14 protein-coding genes are annotated in these 15758 nt (G+C 61.5%); 3 read left to right on the top strand and 11 right to left on the bottom strand.

What is annotated here, in order from left to right; all coding sequences use genetic code 11:
* Positions 1–56 precede the first annotated feature (56 nt).
* Together J4E00_RS14720 and J4E00_RS14715 are read left to right on the top strand one after the other, a co-directional pair.
* On the top strand, positions 57–2132 hold the full coding sequence (locus tag J4E00_RS14720; RefSeq protein WP_208175938.1) for an OmpA family protein: 2076 nt from the start codon (positions 57–59) through the stop codon (positions 2130–2132).
* 79 nt (positions 2133–2211) lie between these two features.
* Positions 2212–2712, top strand: coding sequence for an EamA family transporter (locus tag J4E00_RS14715; RefSeq protein WP_208175937.1), 501 nt, complete (start codon positions 2212–2214; stop codon positions 2710–2712).
* Here the strand turns inward: J4E00_RS14715 and J4E00_RS14710 are convergent.
* The 10 genes from J4E00_RS14710 to J4E00_RS14665 all read right to left on the bottom strand — a co-directional run bounded on the left by J4E00_RS14710 (position 2709) and on the right by J4E00_RS14665 (position 12743).
* Positions 2709–3038: a hypothetical protein gene (locus tag J4E00_RS14710; RefSeq protein WP_208175936.1), complete on the bottom strand. Its 330-nt coding sequence runs from the start codon at positions 3036–3038 to the stop codon at positions 2709–2711. The two genes, J4E00_RS14715 and J4E00_RS14710, sit on opposite strands and share 4 nt — an antisense overlap.
* A gap of 110 nt (positions 3039–3148) precedes the next feature.
* Complete coding sequence (locus tag J4E00_RS14705) at positions 3149–4186, bottom strand: hemin-degrading factor (RefSeq protein ID WP_208175935.1); 1038 nt, start codon at positions 4184–4186, stop codon at positions 3149–3151.
* A gap of 140 nt (positions 4187–4326) precedes the next feature.
* Positions 4327–5130, bottom strand: coding sequence for a heme ABC transporter ATP-binding protein (locus J4E00_RS14700; protein ID WP_208175934.1), 804 nt, complete (start codon positions 5128–5130; stop codon positions 4327–4329).
* A gap of 49 nt (positions 5131–5179) precedes the next feature.
* On the bottom strand, positions 5180–5587 hold the full coding sequence (locus tag J4E00_RS14695) for a hypothetical protein (protein WP_208175933.1): 408 nt from the start codon (positions 5585–5587) through the stop codon (positions 5180–5182).
* Between the two features lie 48 nt (positions 5588–5635).
* Entirely contained in the window at positions 5636–6757 is a 1122-nt protein-coding gene (locus J4E00_RS14690) for a FecCD family ABC transporter permease (protein WP_208175932.1), read from the bottom strand.
* A 166-nt stretch (positions 6758–6923) separates the two neighbouring features.
* Entirely contained in the window at positions 6924–7757 is an 834-nt protein-coding gene (locus tag J4E00_RS14685; protein ID WP_208175931.1) for a hemin ABC transporter substrate-binding protein, read from the bottom strand.
* Positions 7758–7934: 177 nt separating this feature from the next.
* Positions 7935–8558 (bottom strand): HmuY family protein, encoded by a 624-nt coding sequence (locus tag J4E00_RS14680; RefSeq protein ID WP_208175930.1) that lies wholly within the window; start codon positions 8556–8558, stop codon positions 7935–7937.
* A 58-nt stretch (positions 8559–8616) separates the two neighbouring features.
* A complete protein-coding gene (locus J4E00_RS14675; RefSeq protein ID WP_208175929.1) occupies positions 8617–10740 on the bottom strand; it encodes a TonB-dependent receptor plug domain-containing protein in 2124 nt (707 codons plus the stop codon).
* 177 nt (positions 10741–10917) lie between these two features.
* Entirely contained in the window at positions 10918–11340 is a 423-nt protein-coding gene (locus J4E00_RS14670; protein ID WP_208175928.1) for a BrxA/BrxB family bacilliredoxin, read from the bottom strand.
* Positions 11341–11624: 284 nt separating this feature from the next.
* Positions 11625–12743, bottom strand: a complete 1119-nt coding sequence (locus J4E00_RS14665; RefSeq protein ID WP_236049801.1) for a glycoside hydrolase family 43 protein — start codon at positions 12741–12743, stop codon at positions 11625–11627.
* A gap of 299 nt (positions 12744–13042) precedes the next feature.
* Here J4E00_RS14665 and J4E00_RS14660 point away from each other — a divergent pair, with 299 nt between their 5' ends.
* Entirely contained in the window at positions 13043–13933 is an 891-nt protein-coding gene (locus J4E00_RS14660) for a pirin family protein (RefSeq protein WP_208175927.1), read from the top strand.
* Positions 13934–14015: 82 nt separating this feature from the next.
* Here the strand turns inward: J4E00_RS14660 and J4E00_RS14655 are convergent, their stop codons facing one another.
* Positions 14016–15671, bottom strand: a complete 1656-nt coding sequence (locus J4E00_RS14655) for a M28 family peptidase (RefSeq protein WP_208175926.1) — start codon at positions 15669–15671, stop codon at positions 14016–14018.
* Positions 15672–15758: the final 87 nt, after the last annotated feature.

Here is a 15758-nt window from a genome sequence, read left to right as displayed (position 1 = left end):
GGCGGACTCTCCGACGACGAAAACTTAATTTCCTGCTTATTACCTGCTATATCCGTATGGCTTTTCCTGTACGCTCCTTGCTCCTGACGAGCCTATTCGCGGGGGTGCTCCAGCTGGCTCATGGCCAGAATGTGCCCTTTGATGCCGCCCATATTCCCAATAAAGAGCTGCTAAAAATTGCGCAAAAAGCCCTGCGCAACGGCGAGGAAGAATACACTGCCGCGCCGCCGCGCTACGCCGCCGCGCTGCCGCTCTTCCTAGAGGCCCAAAAAATAAACCCCAACAACGGGGCTCTGAATATGCGCGTGGGCGACTGCTACCTGAACGCCGGCGACGTGCCCACGGCTCTGCCCTTTCTGCAAAAAGCTGCCGAGCTGGAAACCGGCTCCCGCGCGCCGCGCGCGCATTACGTGTTGGGCCGCGCATACCAGCTGAGCTCCCGCTGGGCCGAAGCACTCAAGGAATTTGAACGTGCCAAGCCAATAGCTGCGGCGGCAGTGACCGCCAAGAAAGGCCAGGCTCCCGCCGATGCCGCTGCCGCCGAAGTAGGGCGCCGGCTGGCCGAGTGCAGGGTGGGCCAGCAGCTGACGCAGCGCCCAGTGCGCATGTTTGTGGATAACCTGGGCCCTACTGTGAACTCGCCGGAAGACGACCATAGCCCGCAGGTGCTGGCCGATGAGTCGATGCTGATTCTGACCTCGCGCCGGGCCGGGGCCATGGGCGGCACCAAAGCCAGCACCGGGCGCGGCTTTGCCGATGACATCTACATGGCCACGGGCAGCGGCGCGGCCTGGGGCCCGGCCCGCGTCCTCAATGCGCCGGTGAACACCAACGGGGCCGACGTGGCGGTGGCCGTATCGGTGGACGGGCAGCGCATGCTGCTGCACGCCGACGGCAACGACGGCGACCTGAGCGAAACCCGCCTTTCGGCCACGGGCTGGAGCAAGCCGCACCCGCTGGGCTCGCACATCAACACCAAGTACCGCGAAACATCGGCTACGTTCTCGCCCGATGGGCGCTACGTGTTTTTTGTGAGCGACAAGCCAGAGGGCAGCCTGGGCGGCAAAGACATTTATAAGGCCGAAATCGATGGAAAGACGCCGGCCGTGAACCTAGGCGCAGCCATCAACACGCCGTTTGATGAGGAAGGGGTATTCATGCAGCCTGATGGCAAAACGCTGATTTTCTCCTCGCAGGGGCACAGCACCATGGGCGGGTTTGACCTATTCAGGTCGGTGTATGAGAATGGCAAGTGGAGCACGCCCGAGAACCTGGGCTCGCCCATCAATAGCCCGAATGATGACATGTCTCTGGTGACCATGGCCTCGGGGCGCTACGGCTACTTTGCCAGCGACCGGCCCGGTGGGTTAGGCGGACAAGACCTTTACCGCATCACCTTTTTGGGGGCCGAGAAGCAGGTCGTCATCAACCACGAAGACCGGCTGCTGGCCTCGCGCCCGCGCGTGGTGCGCCAGGCCCGGGCCACGCTGGCCGTGCCGGTCATCACCCCAGCCGTAACGCTCCTGAAGGGCACCGTGACCGACATTGCCAACCAGCAGCCCGTCCCGGCCCGGCTGGAGGTAATCGACAATGCCAATGGCCAGGTACTGGGCTCGTTTCTGACCACGCCAAACGGTAAATACCTGCTCAGCTTCCCGTCGGGCACCAACTATGGGCTGGTGGTGAGCACCGAGGGCTACCTGCCCCACTCCGAAAACGTGAACCTGCCGCCGGCCACCGGCTACGCCGAAAACAAGCGCGATATCCGGCTGCAGAAGCCAGAACCCGGCTCCAACATCGTGCTCAACAACGTGTTTTTTGACCCCGGCAAGGCCAACCTGCGCCCCGAAAGCACCGCCGAGCTGGACCGCCTCGTGCGTCTGCTGGCCGACTCGCCTAAGCTAAAGCTGCACCTGGCTGGCCACACCGATAACTCCGGCGAGCCCGCCGCCAATCAGGACCTGAGCCAGCGCCGCGTGCAGGCCATCATGACCTACCTCATCGAGCATAAGGTCAAGCCCGACCGCCTCACGGCCACCGGCTACGGCGGCACGGTGCCGCTGGCTTCCAACACCACTGAGGCGGGCCGCCAGCTCAATCGTCGCACCGAATTCAAAGTGGTATCGCGCTGATAGGCTGAACTCACCCCGCCGGGGTCCGTATGGGAAAGCACACGTATCCGCCACAGCCGGCGGGTGTTTTCCCGTTCGCATGTGGATAGTATTTGCCCTGTTGGCGGCCGTGGTATCGGCCACGGTTGTCACGTTGTCGAAAGCCGGGATTAAAAATGTGCCGCCCAGCCTGGCCTTTGCCATTCAAGCTGTGCTGATAATTCTGGTGTCTTGGGGCACGGTGCTGTGGCAGGGCCTGCTGCCCGAAATCGGTAAGATTGACCGCAAGAGCTGGGTTTTCCTACTAGCGGCGGGTGTGCTCACGGCCGCCTCGTCGCTGCTTTCGTTTCGGGCGCTGTCGCTCGGCGATGCCTCGCGGGTATCGCCGCTCACCAACACGGCCTTGATATTCTCGGTGCTGCTGGCGGCGTTTTTTCTAAAAGAGAAACTGACGTGGCAGGTGCTGCTGGGCGCGGGCCTGATGGTGGCCGGCGCCATTCTGATTGCTACCACTAAGCCCGCCAGCAAGAAAGAAAGCAGCAGCAAAAATGGCCGCCCCGCCAGCGGAACGACCATTTACGAATCCAAGCCAACCGCTTAGTCCTGGCTGGCAGCCCTGGTCAGCAGGGCTTCGGCTTCCAGCAGCAAGCTGGCGCTCATCAGCAAATCATGCAGCTGAAATACTTCTTCGAGGTTGAAGACAAACGCCTGGTAGCTCACCGGACCGGGCAGGGTGATGCAGCGGGCTAGCGGGTCGGGCAGGCCAATGGCGTGCCTTTCGTATAGCGTGGCCACGGCCGCGCGCCATCCGGGCAGTTCGTCTTGCTTCAGGCACAGTGCTACATTGCCGAAATATAGATGCAGGCAGCAGCCAGTGGAACAGCGCGAAATGCAGCCCAGGTCGTTGTGGTGCAGGTAGCGGCACATTGCAGGGTTGAGTTTTTAGGGTTGAGGGTTGAATGTGAGGGTTGGGTTTTAGGTGCCAACGCTTTTAATCATGCGTCATTCAACCCTTAAAACTCAACCCTCAGCATTTCCTAAAGCGCGGCCACCAGTTCGCGCCACGAGTCCTGCTCGGGGATGCCGGGCTTGCGCTTGCCGAACATCAGAAGCAGGTTGCGGCCCTGGTTATCGAACAGTTCGAGGGAGGTTACCACGCCGTCGGCGGTGGGTTTTTGCACCACCCAGCTTTCGGCCACGTCTTCGGCTTTGAGGTGGAGGTTGAACTCAGGGTCGAGCACGTTAATCCAAGGGCCAGTAGGCACGATGCGCTGGGTGAGGCCGGTGTGAATCTGGATGCAGCCGCGGCTGGCTACGAAAATCATCACGCCTTGCTCCTGAGCCGAGGCAGCGCGCAGGGCCCGTTCGATGGCATCATTCGCCACTTTGCGCAGCAGCTCGGGCGGGCCGAGGCGCAGGGCCTGGGTGCGGCTCACACCAAATTGGCGGAGCAGGCCGAAGAAGGCGTGGGTATCCTGCAAGCCGCGCCAAGCCGCCTGGAAACCGGCCACATCGATGCTATTGTCAGGCGCTTCTTCTTTTTCGGCGGGCGTGGGCACGATGGTGAGCGTGGTGGGCTGCTCAGCGGAGCGGTAGCGGTCTACCAGGGCGTCGTAGGCCGCGGCGTTGCTGGTTTCGGTAAGGTAGATTTTGTGCAGGGCCTCGCCATCGGCGGCGAAAAACTGGAGGCTGCGGCGGCTATTCTCGCTCACGGCAAAGCCGAACTGCCAGTGCATCATGAACAGGCGCAAGTCGATGTCTTCGCCCAGCACCAGGCCCATCGGGCCCTGAAACGAGATGTCGTGGTAGGTACCCTTGCGCTCGTGCACCACGCTGTCGTGGCGGGTGAGGGCCATGACGTGGCCCAGGGTGGGCACCTCTTTCAGTAGCTCGCGGAAGTCGCCGGTGAGCAGCACCACGAGCGAATCATCGGCCCCAGTTATTTGAGTGGCCAGCAGCTCGGCTTCGCTGGACTGGAGCGCCTTGGCGGCGTCGCGGATGCGGGCTTTGGGGTTGGCTTCTTTGTAGTCGGCCCAGCGGGCAGCGAGGTCGGGGACGAGGGTTTCAGGAGTCATGGCGAAGAAGGGGTTATATTGAAAATGGAGCGTGGACGCTGTGAGTTCGCATTTCACCGCAACGCGGCAAACGATGTAATAGCTATTCGCGCGGTTGTGCAGCAAAATCCTTATTGGCCGCGTTGCGACAAAACGCGGACTCACAGTGTCCACGCTACGGCAGCTTGGCGCAGGCAGGGCACGATGAGCGGGCAGCCCAACCGGGGATGGGCCAGTAGCTCGACTTCGAGGCCGAAGCCGGTGTGGATGTTTTCGCAGGTGAGCACCTCAGTAACGGGGCCATAGGCCACGGCCTGGCCCTGGCGCAGCAGCAGCATTTGGTCGGCATACTGGGCGGCTAAGTTCAGGTCGTGCAGCACGGTGATGACGCCGAAGCCGCGCTGGCGAGCCAAGTCGCGGGCCACTTCCAGGGTGTGGTGCTGGTGGGCGAGGTCGAGACCGGTGAGCGGCTCATCGAGCAGGAGGAAGCCGGCTTCGGCCTCCCACACCTGGGCCAGTACGCGGGCCAGTTGGGCCCGCTGCTGCTCGCCCCCCGAGAGCGTAGGGTAGCTGCGCTCGGCTAAGTGTGAGAGACCTACGGCGGCCAGGGCAGCGGCAACCACGGCCTGGTCATGGGCGGTGGGCTCGCCGCCGAAGTGCGGGTAGCGGCCCAGCAGCACCAGCTCACGCACCTGGAACGCCAGTGCCAGTGTGTGCTGCTGGGCGAGCACCGCCCGCCGCCGCGCCAGCCCAGCAGCGGGCCATTTGGCCAGCGGACCGCCACCAAACAGCAACTCGCCGCCGCTGGGCTTGAGGTCGCCGCTGAGCAGGCGCAGCAGGGTAGATTTGCCCGCCCCGTTGGCTCCCACCACGGCCAGAATTTCGCCGGGACGGGCCTGGCCCGAAACCCGTTGCAGCAGGGTCTTCGAGCCGATTTTGTAAGTCAGGTTCTGAAACTCGTACATGGGTGGGGAATACTTAACAATAGCGCGCTTAGCAGGACCAGCCGCGTACTCAAGTGAAAGCCGGCATCTCCGGTAGCGGACCCGCATCGGGTTCCCATGCCACGGGCTCGCCAAATTTTAGCAGGTTACCATCGGGGTCCAGCACGTAGAATTCGTTCATGCCCCAGGCTCGTACTGTCAGTGCGTGTTCGGGCCGGAGCAGGTCTGGCACAGCTGTGTAGGCTTTGTAAAGGGCCGTAATGTCCCGCACTCGCACATAACAGGCAGATGTCTCGGCCAAAGTCGCGTCGGTTGTGCGCCAGAATTGCAGCTCCTGTTCCTGCAGTTTCAAAATCAGCAAGTCGGGGTATCGCCCCACCTCCCGAAAACCCAGCTTCTGCCGGTAAAACCGACTAGTGGCTTCCAGGCAAGTGCTGGGTAGCTGCGGAACAATGGCGATGATGGAAGGCGGAAGCATTAGAATCTGTCAGCAGAAAAATCAGCGGGATTGAGAAATAGTAGTGGTTCAGCGGCTCAGTTTGCGCTGCTCGCGCAGCACCATCCAGAGAAACACCGGCGCGCCCAGCAGCGCGGTGAGGATGCCGATGGGCAGTTCGGCTGGCGCCACCACGGTGCGCGAAAGCGTATCGGCCAGCACCAGTATCAGGGCGCCGCCCAGCGCGGCGGCTGGCAGCACAAACCGGTGGTCGGGCCCGCCGATGGTGCGCAACAGATGCGGCACCAGAAACCCGAGGAAGCCAATGGTGCCTACCATGGCCACCGAAGCGCCCACGGCCAATGTGGCCAGCGTCACGAGCTGCCACTTCAGCTTGGCTACTGGCAAACCCAGGTGGGCCGCCTGGTCTTCGCCGAGAGCCAGCAAGTTGAGCGGCTTGCCCAGGCGCGGCAGCCACAGCAGCGGCACCGCCAGAAACGGCAGCAGCGTGCCCACCGTCGCCCACGAAGCCCCGCCCAGGCTGCCCAGCCCCCAGAAGGTGATGCTGCGCAGCTGCTCATCGGTAGCGGCGTAGGTGAACAGGCCGGTGAAAGCGCCCGACAAGCCATTGGTGGCCACTCCGACCAACAGCATCGTTGCCACCGCCACCCGTCCGCCTACCCGCGACACCCGATACACAAACAGCGTGGTGAGGCTGGCTCCCACGAAAGCCGCCAGCGGCAACACGTAGGGGCCCAGCGTTCCCGCCGCCCCAGCCAGCCCTGGAAAAGCAGCCAGAATTTTCACTTCCAGCACAATGGTGGCCACCGCCGCTAGCGACGCCCCCGAGGAAATCCCGAGGAGCGAAGGGTCGGCCAATGGGTTGCGGAACAGCCCCTGCATGGCCGCGCCCGACAGGCCCAATGCCGCCCCCACCAGTAGCCCCAGCACCACCCGCGGCAGCCGAATAGCCAGCAATACGCCCTCCTGCTGCGGCTCAAACATCAACCCCGTGCTCAAGCCAATTTTGCTGAACAAAATGCTCAGAACCGCCGGCGCCGGAATGCTCACCGCGCCTACCCCCACCCCCAGTAGCACGGCCGCTACCAGCCCCACCGCTAATGCCAACAGCACCAGTTGCGGCCGGCGCGTGGGCTTGGGCAGCGGCAGGGCTACTGGAGTGATAATAGGTTGAGTGATGGTAGCGGGCATTTCCTGATTTAGATATAGGATGGCGCGGGGCTGAGCCCCGTGCCAATTATTAGCAGGCCTCCGGCCTGCATTCTTTGAGCATTATTACCCTGGCGTGATTGTCCTGGCGTTGCGAACCAGCGGCTCGCTAATAGGGGGTCACGGGGCTCAGCCCCGCGCCATCTCCCTACTTCAGCTTCTGGCCCAGTTCCGTCACGGCCAGGCCCAGGCGCGGGCCGAAACCAGTGAGCAGCTGGCCGTCCATTTCCACTACACGGCCGGTTTTGCCGGCGGTAGTTTGGGCGATGCCGGGGATTTTCTGGAGGCCGGCCACGCCACCCAGGCTAGCCAGGCCGCTATCGAAGAGCAGGAGCACGTCGGGATTGGCGGCCACCAGGGCTTCGGCGGTGAGGGGCTTGAAATCGGCGAAATCGGTGACGGCATTTTGGCCCCCGGCTAGCTGAATAACTTTCGCGGCCTGGGTGCCGGTGCCGGCCACCATCATCGTGCCCGTGCCCCGGGCGTAGATAAAGAGGACTTTCGGCGCTTTGGCTGGCTTTTTGGCTTGGGCTAAATCGGCGTCAAGCTTCTTGAGCACCGCCGGTACCTGGGCTGAGGCACCGAAAGCGGCGGCCACTTCTTTCACCAGTTGCTTGGTGCCGGCCACCGAGTAGTCTTGCTTGAACAGTTGCACCGTTACGCCAGCCAATTTCAGCTGCGCCGCTACTTCCGGCTTCAGCGACTCAGTGGTACCAATGACCAGCGTAGGCGTCAGCGCCAGCACGCCTTCGGCCGAGATGTTACGTGAGTGGCCCACTTTGGGCAGCTTTTCCAGCGCATCGGGATAGGTGCTGGTTACGTCCACACCCACCAATTGGGCCTGCCTGCCCAGCGCACAGATGATTTCGCTGGTGGTACCGCTCAACGACACAATGCGCGGCGCGGGTGCAGCCGATGCCAGGCCCATGCTCAGCAACGCGCCGAGCAATAGCAGGCAGAATTTTAACAAGGGATTTTTCATAACTCAGAAAGACAAAGGGGGTATTAATCAGGCCGGTAAAACTTGGCAAGCCGTCACGATGAGTGGAGCCAAGGCATCTCGCTTGTGGTAGTAATTCGCTCGCCGAAACAGTATTTACTGGAGCACGCGAGATGCCTCGGCTCCGCTCGGCATGACGGCCTGTCGGCGGCGCTTGGTTTACTTCAGATTGCGCGAGCCGTCCGGCTGGTACAGGTAGCGGAAAGTGTAGTAGCGGCTCACGCTGGTAGCTGTGGGGGTGGCAGGCGCATTTTGGTAGTAGCTCACGATTTCCAGCTTGGCGTATTTACCCGTGGCTGTGCGCACCAAGATGACCTTGCCCGCGATGGGCGTCACGATGTTGGTAGCGCCGTCGTAATTGTACCAGCCGTTGCCCGAACCAGTCGGAATGGCTTTGCCCGCGGCGGCATCTACCGCATAGCCCGTTTCAGGAGCCGATGCGATGTCCGTGAACAGACCCGTCTGCACCAAGGCTCCGCCCTGGCCGGGGCCGCTGTTGCCGCCGTTGATGATGAGTGTCGTGCCTTTGAAGCCTACATCCCACTTAGTGGTGTTGGAGTCGGCGGTAGCTACCTGGGCGTTGTTGGCGAGGCTGTAGAACGTGTACTTGGTAGCCGAAGTAGGCTGGCCGCCACCGCCGTTGGTGGTGGTTACGCCGGCGGCCAGGTTGCTCACAGTGGTGGCTTCCAGAGACGGCTTTATTAAGGTTTCTTCTTTATCATCGGAGCAAGAGCTGAAGCCGATAGTGAGGGCTAACAGGGCAAAAGAGGTGGCCGTTTTCATAAGGGTAACTAAGTAAAAGGGAGGGTGTTGGTTGAATTTTATTTGTAGAAAAGACTGGTTATTTCTTGGCCAGGCGTAGCTCCACGCTGGCGTAGAAGAGGCGGCCGGGCAGCGTGCTGATGTAGGCCGCGTCGGTGTAGCCCAGCACGTTGTCGATGCCGGCCTGCAGGGTGTAGCGCTGCTGCCAGGTTTTGCTGGCGGCCACGTTCCAGAGGGTGTAGCCGCGCACATACTCAGCGTCGGTGTCCAGAATGGCGTTGCCGTTCACATCCTGAAAGCCGTAGCGCCCGCGGTAGATGCCGCGCAGGCTGGCTGTGAGGCCTTTTGCCGGACTTTCATAGAAGAGCTTCACATTGCCCGAGTGCTTCGAGCGGTTGAAGAGACCGCCGTAGTCGGCCGCCTTCACGCGCTCGGTCATCAGCGTGGCCGGGTCGCGGCGGTAGATGCTGCCGGCGGCTAGCTGGGCTTCCACGGTCTGGTCTTTGGCCAGCAGGAATTGGTAGCCGCCGCTCAGGCGCAGGCCGCGCAGGAGCTGGTAGCCGACCTCGGCTTCCACGCCCTGGGTGTAGGCCTGGCTCACGTTGTAATAGGTGAATACCGACTGACCGTTGGTTTTCTGGGCGATGGGCGTGGTGTCAATCAGGTCGCGCAGGGTGTTGCGGAAGTAGCTGGCCGTGATGCTCAGCTTCTCGGTGGGGTCGAGCTGCAAGCCGGCGTTGTAGGCCACCGAGCTTTCGGGCCGCAGGCTGCTGGCCCGGTCCAGCAGCGTGGTGTTGATAAGCGGCTGGCCGGTGGCGGGGTCCAGTGAAAGCTGGCCCGCTGCCGCCAGTGCCGCCAGCCGCTCGCGCACCTCGTGGGTGCCAAACACGCTGTAGCCCACCACCGGATTGGAGAAATTGAGGTAGAGCTGGCGGAAATCTGGCGCCCGGTAGCCCCTCCCCGCCGAGCCGCGCACCGCCAGCCAGGGCCGCACCTGGTAGCGCGCCGATACCTTCGGGCTCAGTTGCCCCTGGTATTGGTTGTGCCCATCGTAGCGCGCCCCGGCCACGATATTCAGGCCCGGCAGCGGCGTCCAGTCGTCCTGCACGAAGCCATAGTACGACTGCATGTGCCGGGCCGCATCGTAGCGCGTAGCCTCCACACTTTCATTGATGTAGCCCGCACCACCGGTCAGGGTGTGCCGGGTACCCAGCCGCCAGTCCAGCTGCACTTCGGGCCGCAGAAACGTCTGGTTGAAATAGGTATTGTCGTAGGGTGCGCCATCGGCCACATAGGTGTAATTCTCGCGGGTGCGGTAGCCAGCCACGTAGAAGCGAGCCGTAGCAAACAGCCGCCCGTTGGCCGTGCCGTGCGTCAGCACCGGGTTGAAGCTGTAATCCTGCTGGCGGCTCTCGTAGCGCACATCGGCGGTGCCGGTGCCGGATGCCACCGGGTAGGTGCTGGCCTGGCTTTCGCTGAAATAGCGGCCTGATACGCTCAGTTTGGTACGCTCGCCCAGCTTGTAAGTCAGCCGGCTTTGGGCCGTGTAGTTTGAGAAGGGTGGCACGGTAGCGGTGCCGCTTTCCGGCAGCAGCGTGTAGCCAGTCGAACTGTAGCGGTCCACGAAGGCAGTCAGGCCCAGCCGCTCGCCCTGCGTGTTGAAGCTGGCGCTGAGGTCGGCCGTGCGGTTGCTGCCGTAGCGCAGGCGCAGGGTGCCGCTGGTGCCGTCCTGGGGCTTTTGGGTGATGATGTTGACCACGCCGGCCAGCGCCTCCGAGCCCCACAAAGCCGAGGCCGGGCCCTTCACCACTTCCACCCGCTGGATATTGCCCACGGCCACCCGCGACAGCTCCAGCGTGCCCGCCGTGCGGCCAATCAGCGGCTCGCCGTCCACCAGTATCAGGGTGTACTCGGGGTTTAGGCCCTGCATTTGCACGCCGCGGCCGTGGTCGGCCACGATGCTCAGGCCAGTTTGCTCGCCCAGCACGTCGTTCAGCCGCACCGAGCCCATGGCCTTGATTTGCTTCGCCCCCACCACCGTCACCGGGATGGGCACTTCGGCAATGCTACGCTCGGTGCGCGTGGCCGTCACCACTACTTCGCTCAACTTCTGACGCCGCAGGGTGTCGGTGGGCTGCTGGGCCAAGGCCGGCAGCACCAGCCCAGCCAGCGACGAGATGCAGAAGAAACGAGCGAAGGCCATGAGCTTGCTTATTTAGAATTATTCTAAACAGTGGCAAAGGTATTCGCGGATGATTTACTCACGCAATATTATTTAGAATAATTCTAAATAATTTTTTAGGCCATAAAAAAGCCGCTCCTGCAATGGAAGCGGCTTTTTCAGCTTGGTAATTCTCAGCTATAGGTGCTGAACTGGTGATTAGCAGTACTCTTCGAACGCGCCCTGCAGGTTGTTCACGATGCGCATGGCGTCGGAACCTTCGATGTGGTAGCGCTCAATCATGTGCACCAGCTCGCCGTCTTTGAACAGGGCGATGCAAGGGGACGAGGGAGGATACGGAAGCAGGTGCTCGCGCATCTTGGCCACGGCGTCGGTTTCCATGCCGGCGAAAACGGTTACCAGTTTGCCGGGCTTTTTGTCGGCGCTGGCGAGGGCCATTTTCAGGGCCGGACGGGCCTTGGCGGCGGCGCAACCGCACACCGAGTTCACGGCCACCAGCACGGTGCCTTCGTTGGAGGCGAGAGCCGACTCTACTTCGTCGGGGGTCATGAGTTGCTCGAAGCCCACTTCGGTAAGGTCCTGGCGGATGGGCGCTACCATGTATTCGGGATAAACTGCCATTGTCGTAATGAGTTATAAAAAAGCGGCGCGGCCGCATGAAGATGCAAAAATACGCATGCTTAAAGCAATGAGGCCGGCGGAAAGTTTCGGGAAGTATTGTTCGCTCGTGAAACCTCACCCCCGGCCCCTCTCCAAAAGAGAGGGAAGCCACAGCGGCGTGGACGTGGCATGTTCCGTCTATGAAAAAAAGCCTCGGTTCAAAATTGAGCCGAGGCTTTCAATCCAATTGTCAGGCTCACCCTCTCTTTTAGAGAGGAACCGGCCCCGTAGGCGACTTGTGAGGTTTACGGGACTATCGTCTCGATGCTACCATCGGCTTTGCGCTTTAGCTCGGTCACTTTGATGTTGCGCAGCCAGGTTTTGCCGGAGAGCTGGGTGTCGTGGTAGAAGATGTACCACTTGCCTTTCACCTCAATGATGGAGTGATGCGTGGTCCAGCCCTCCACGGGCTGCATGATGACGCCTTTGTAGGTGAAGGGGCCGGTGGGGTTGTCGCCCACGGCGTACACTAGCAGGTGGGTGTCGCCGGTGGAGTAGGAGAAGTAGTACTTGCCGTTGTACTTGTGCAGCCAGCCGCCCTCGAAGAAGCGACGCTTGGTGTCACTGGCCAGCAGGGGTTTGCCGGCTTCGTCAAGTATTTTGACATCCTGCACGGGTCCGTCGAAATGCTTCATATCGGCCGAGAGCTTGCCCATGCGGGCGCTGAGGGCGGGTACGTCGGTGCTAGGCTCTTTTTCGGCGGCATTGGCATCGTAAGTGCCTTTTTGCCAGCGCTGGAGCTGGCCACCCCAGAGGCCGCCGAAGTACATGTAGGCATTGCCATCGGTATCCTGGAACACGGCCGGGTCGATGCTAAAGCTGCCGGCAATGGGCGTGGCTTCGGCTTTGAACGGGCCGCTGGGCGAGGTGCTGGTAGCCACGCCGATGCGGAATACGTCCTGCTTGTCCTTCACCGGGAAGTAGAGGTAGTAGGTACCGCTTTTAAAAGCTGCATCGGGCGCCCAAAGCTGGCGGCCGGCCCAGGGAATGTCCTTCACCGAAAGGGCTACACCGTGGTCGGTGACTTTACTGCCCACGCTGTCCATCGATAGAATGTGGTAGTCGTTCATGGCGAAGTGGTCGCCCTTGTCATTCTCCGGCATCCCCGTTTCGATGTCGTGCGAGGGGTAGATGTAAATCTTGCCGTTGAAGACGTGGGCCGACGGGTCGGCGGTGTAGATGTTGCTGATGAGGGGCTCCGACAGGTACTTTTTGGCGCCAGCCGAATCGGCTTTGGGGGCTTCGGCCGGGGCCGTGGTGGCGGTGGTTTCCTGCTTGGTTTCGGTGGATTGGCAGGCGGCCAGCAGGGCCAGCGAGGCCGCCATAACCGAGGCCGACAACTTGGTTTTTGACGAAAACAACATGGGGGAATTTTGGGGTTGAAAGCGAATGCAAGAGCCGGCAAATCCGGACTGAGCTGGACCTATCGAATGGGTAGCTATTTCGAAAGCCGTGTAAATATAGAGCCCACCTCGCCCCTGCAACCAATTGATAAATAACACTTTTTAATCAGAAACTACCGAAACCGATTGCGATAGACGGGCTAAAACCCGCCGTCTAAAAGCCCGTTTACCTCATTGACGCAGATAACTATTTTGCGCCCAAATGCTTTTATAAAACCGCCGCTGGATGCGGGCTTTCGCACCGGCCTTTTTTGCTTTTTATGGAAACTACCCACGCTACTACCTTCCGCCGCATCTTCCAGGTGATTGACGGCAACAGAAAAGCCGTGGGCGACGGCTTCCAAGTGACCAGCCCCATGCCGGGGCCACGCATCCGGCAGCTCAGCCCCTTCCTGCTCATCGACCACATCGGGCCCATGACCATTGCGCCAAGCGAGCAGCCGCTGGGCTCGCCGCCCCACCCCCACCGCGGCTTCGAGACCGTGACCATCATGTACAGTGGCGTGCTGGCGCACCGCGATACGGCCGGCCACGCGGGCAACATTGGGCCCGGCGACGTGCAGTGGATGACGGCCGGCGCGGGCCTGCTCCACGAGGAGCTGTATGAGAAGGAGTTCACGCGCCGGGGCGGCACGCTGGAAGTGGTGCAGCTGTGGGTGAACATGCCGAAGAAGGACAAAATGGCCCCGGCCAACTACCAGGACATTCCTTCGGCCGACATCAAAACCCTGCCCACGCCCGACGGACGGGGCACCGTCCGCGTCATTGCGGGCACTTACGAGGGTGTGACCGGGCCGGCCAGCACCTTTTCGCCCATGACCATGCTGGACGTGCACCTGCCCAAAGGCACCGAATTCAACCTCACGCTGCCGCAGGACTACAACGTGGGCCTCTACATTGTGAAGGGCGACGTGCGGCTTCACGGCGACTACTCCGCCACCACCAAGCAACTGGTGGTGCTGGGTTGGAACTCCAGCGAAGCAAGCATCACGGCCAACGAAGACAGCATTATTCTGGTCCTGGCCGGCGAGCCAATTGAAGAGCCCCTGGCGACGTACGGGCCGTTTGTGATGAACACGAATAAGGAGTTGGTGCAGGCCATTGCTGACTATGAGAGCGGGGCCATGGGGTCCTTTGCGGACACAGATTAGAAGGCCATAGAAAGCCGCCCGTCATGCCTCGGCTGCGCTCGGCATGACGGGCGGCTTTATCCTACACCTGTGTTATCCTATGTTACTGCTGGCCGCCGTAGCGCACCCCGAAAAAGTCGCCCTTATTCCACGTCGGACGCGCCGCATCCTGCGCTACCTGATAGCCGATGAGGAAGCAGAGCTGCACGTATTTGCGGCCGGCTTCGAAGTCGAAGCGGCCGTTGATATCGTCCTGGGGCTTGTGGTAGGTAACGGCGCGCCACTTCTGCACGTCTTCGCTGAGGTTGTTTTTGCCGTCGGCGGTTTTGTTGCCGTATTTGATGTGCAGGGCCGGAATGCCGGCCGTCACGAAGCTGTATTGGTCGCTGCGGATGAAGCGATTTTGCTCGGGCTCGGGGTCGTTTTCAAGGTCGATGGCCATGTAGGCGCAGGCCTTTTTCACGGGCTCGATGAGGGTGGAATGTGGGGCACCCAGCGCTACCACCGAGAGTAGCGGGGCAATGAGCGTGGGCATGTCCATGTTGATATCGGCCACGATTTTGGCCTTGGGCACCGTGGGATTGGCCGCAAAAGCTGATGAACCCAGCAGGCCCAGTTCTTCGCCGGTCATGAAGACGAAGAGCATCGAGCGCTTGGGCTTTTCCTTCAGCTTGGAGTAGACTTTGGCGATTTCGAGCACGCAGGACACACCCGAAGCATTATCGTGGGCGCCGTTGTTGATTGAGTCGCCTTTCACTGGCGCAGTGATGCCGAGGTGGTCGAGGTGGGCGGAGTGCACCACGTATTCGTCACGCAGCTTAGCATCGGAGCCCGTGAATTTGCCCACCACATTATAGCTCTCAAAGTCCTGATACGTGGATTCGGTGCGGGCCGTGATGGTAGTTTTGAGCACCGCCGAAGCCGGTTTGCCAGCCCGAATGGATGCAAAAACTGCTGTGGTATCCAAGGCCGATGTTTGCAGGAAGCGCTGCAGCGCGGCCGAATTTACAGACGCGTAGAATTGCTGCTGGCTACCAACAGCGAAGGTGCGCGACACTGCTACTTTGCCATTGGCCCCGAGCACGCTGTTGGTACCGGCTTTCACGCTGGCCGGTGGCGTGGCGTGCGTCGAAGCCAGTATCAGCCCTACAGCGCCGTGGTTGATGGCCGCTTTCAGCAGCCCTGCCAAATCCTGGCTGGCCGAGGCCACAGTGGAGGCAAACGTGCGGGGAGACCCGCGTACAATCATTACCACTTTCCCCTTCACATCGAGGCCGGCGTAGTCGTCATAGCCCAATTCGGGGGCACTGATGCCGAAGCCGGCGAAGGCCACCGGGGCATCCTTCACACTGGTGGCGGGCAGCTCGGGGCTGGGGTAAAGCACATAGTCGGGGCCGGCAGCAAGAGGCAAGGCGGTGCCCTGCGCATCGCGCACCTGGAAAGTGGCGCCGGGCTTGAGAAAAGCGCGGCGCAGGCGCACTTTCTGGATGTAGGTGCCGCCTTCGCCGGCCGGCTGCACACCCAGGATTTTCAGCTGCTGCGTGACGTAGTCGACGGCCATTTGGTAGCCGGGCGTGCCGGCTTTGCGGCCCTGCAGGCGGTCGTCGGCCAGGTAGGCAATGTGGGCTTTGATATCGGCAGGTTTGACTTGCTCCAGGGCAGCCGTCACGGGCTTGGGGACGGTGAGCGGTGCCTGGGCCTGGGCTGTAAGGCCGAATAATAGGTTGCCAAGTAAGCTAAGGGGACAGAATAATCTCATGCTGCAAAGTAGCGCGAACTTTTAGTTCGAGCCCCCGCGCCGTCACAGCGGTGGTCGTTCGGCGACGCGAACTAAAAGTTCGCGCTA

Source organism: Hymenobacter negativus (genome assembly GCF_017571495.1).
Classification (GTDB): Bacteria; Bacteroidota; Bacteroidia; order Cytophagales; family Hymenobacteraceae; genus Hymenobacter; species Hymenobacter negativus.
The sequence above is the reverse complement of the archived record's forward strand: the minus strand, read 5'-3'. Positions and strand labels throughout refer to the sequence as shown.

Coding starts and splice junctions, on each gene's coding strand:
- J4E00_RS14670 (WP_208175928.1), bottom strand. CDS start 11,340: ATGGCAGTTTATCCCGAATACATGGTAGCGCCCATCCGCCAGGACCTT.
- J4E00_RS14685 (WP_208175931.1), bottom strand. CDS start 7,757: ATGAAAAATCCCTTGTTAAAATTCTGCCTGCTATTGCTCGGCGCGTTG.
- J4E00_RS14695 (WP_208175933.1), bottom strand. CDS start 5,587: ATGCTTCCGCCTTCCATCATCGCCATTGTTCCGCAGCTACCCAGCACT.
- J4E00_RS14660 (WP_208175927.1), top strand. CDS start 13,043: ATGGAAACTACCCACGCTACTACCTTCCGCCGCATCTTCCAGGTGATT.
- J4E00_RS14715 (WP_208175937.1), top strand. CDS start 2,212: ATGTGGATAGTATTTGCCCTGTTGGCGGCCGTGGTATCGGCCACGGTT.
- J4E00_RS14720 (WP_208175938.1), top strand. CDS start 57: ATGGCTTTTCCTGTACGCTCCTTGCTCCTGACGAGCCTATTCGCGGGG.
- J4E00_RS14700 (WP_208175934.1), bottom strand. CDS start 5,130: ATGTACGAGTTTCAGAACCTGACTTACAAAATCGGCTCGAAGACCCTG.
- J4E00_RS14655 (WP_208175926.1), bottom strand. CDS start 15,671: ATGAGATTATTCTGTCCCCTTAGCTTACTTGGCAACCTATTATTCGGC.
- J4E00_RS14675 (WP_208175929.1), bottom strand. CDS start 10,740: ATGGCCTTCGCTCGTTTCTTCTGCATCTCGTCGCTGGCTGGGCTGGTG.
- J4E00_RS14705 (WP_208175935.1), bottom strand. CDS start 4,186: ATGACTCCTGAAACCCTCGTCCCCGACCTCGCTGCCCGCTGGGCCGAC.
- J4E00_RS14680 (WP_208175930.1), bottom strand. CDS start 8,558: ATGAAAACGGCCACCTCTTTTGCCCTGTTAGCCCTCACTATCGGCTTC.
- J4E00_RS14690 (WP_208175932.1), bottom strand. CDS start 6,757: ATGCCCGCTACCATCACTCAACCTATTATCACTCCAGTAGCCCTGCCG.
- J4E00_RS14665 (WP_236049801.1), bottom strand. CDS start 12,743: ATGTTGTTTTCGTCAAAAACCAAGTTGTCGGCCTCGGTTATGGCGGCC.
- J4E00_RS14710 (WP_208175936.1), bottom strand. CDS start 3,038: ATGTGCCGCTACCTGCACCACAACGACCTGGGCTGCATTTCGCGCTGT.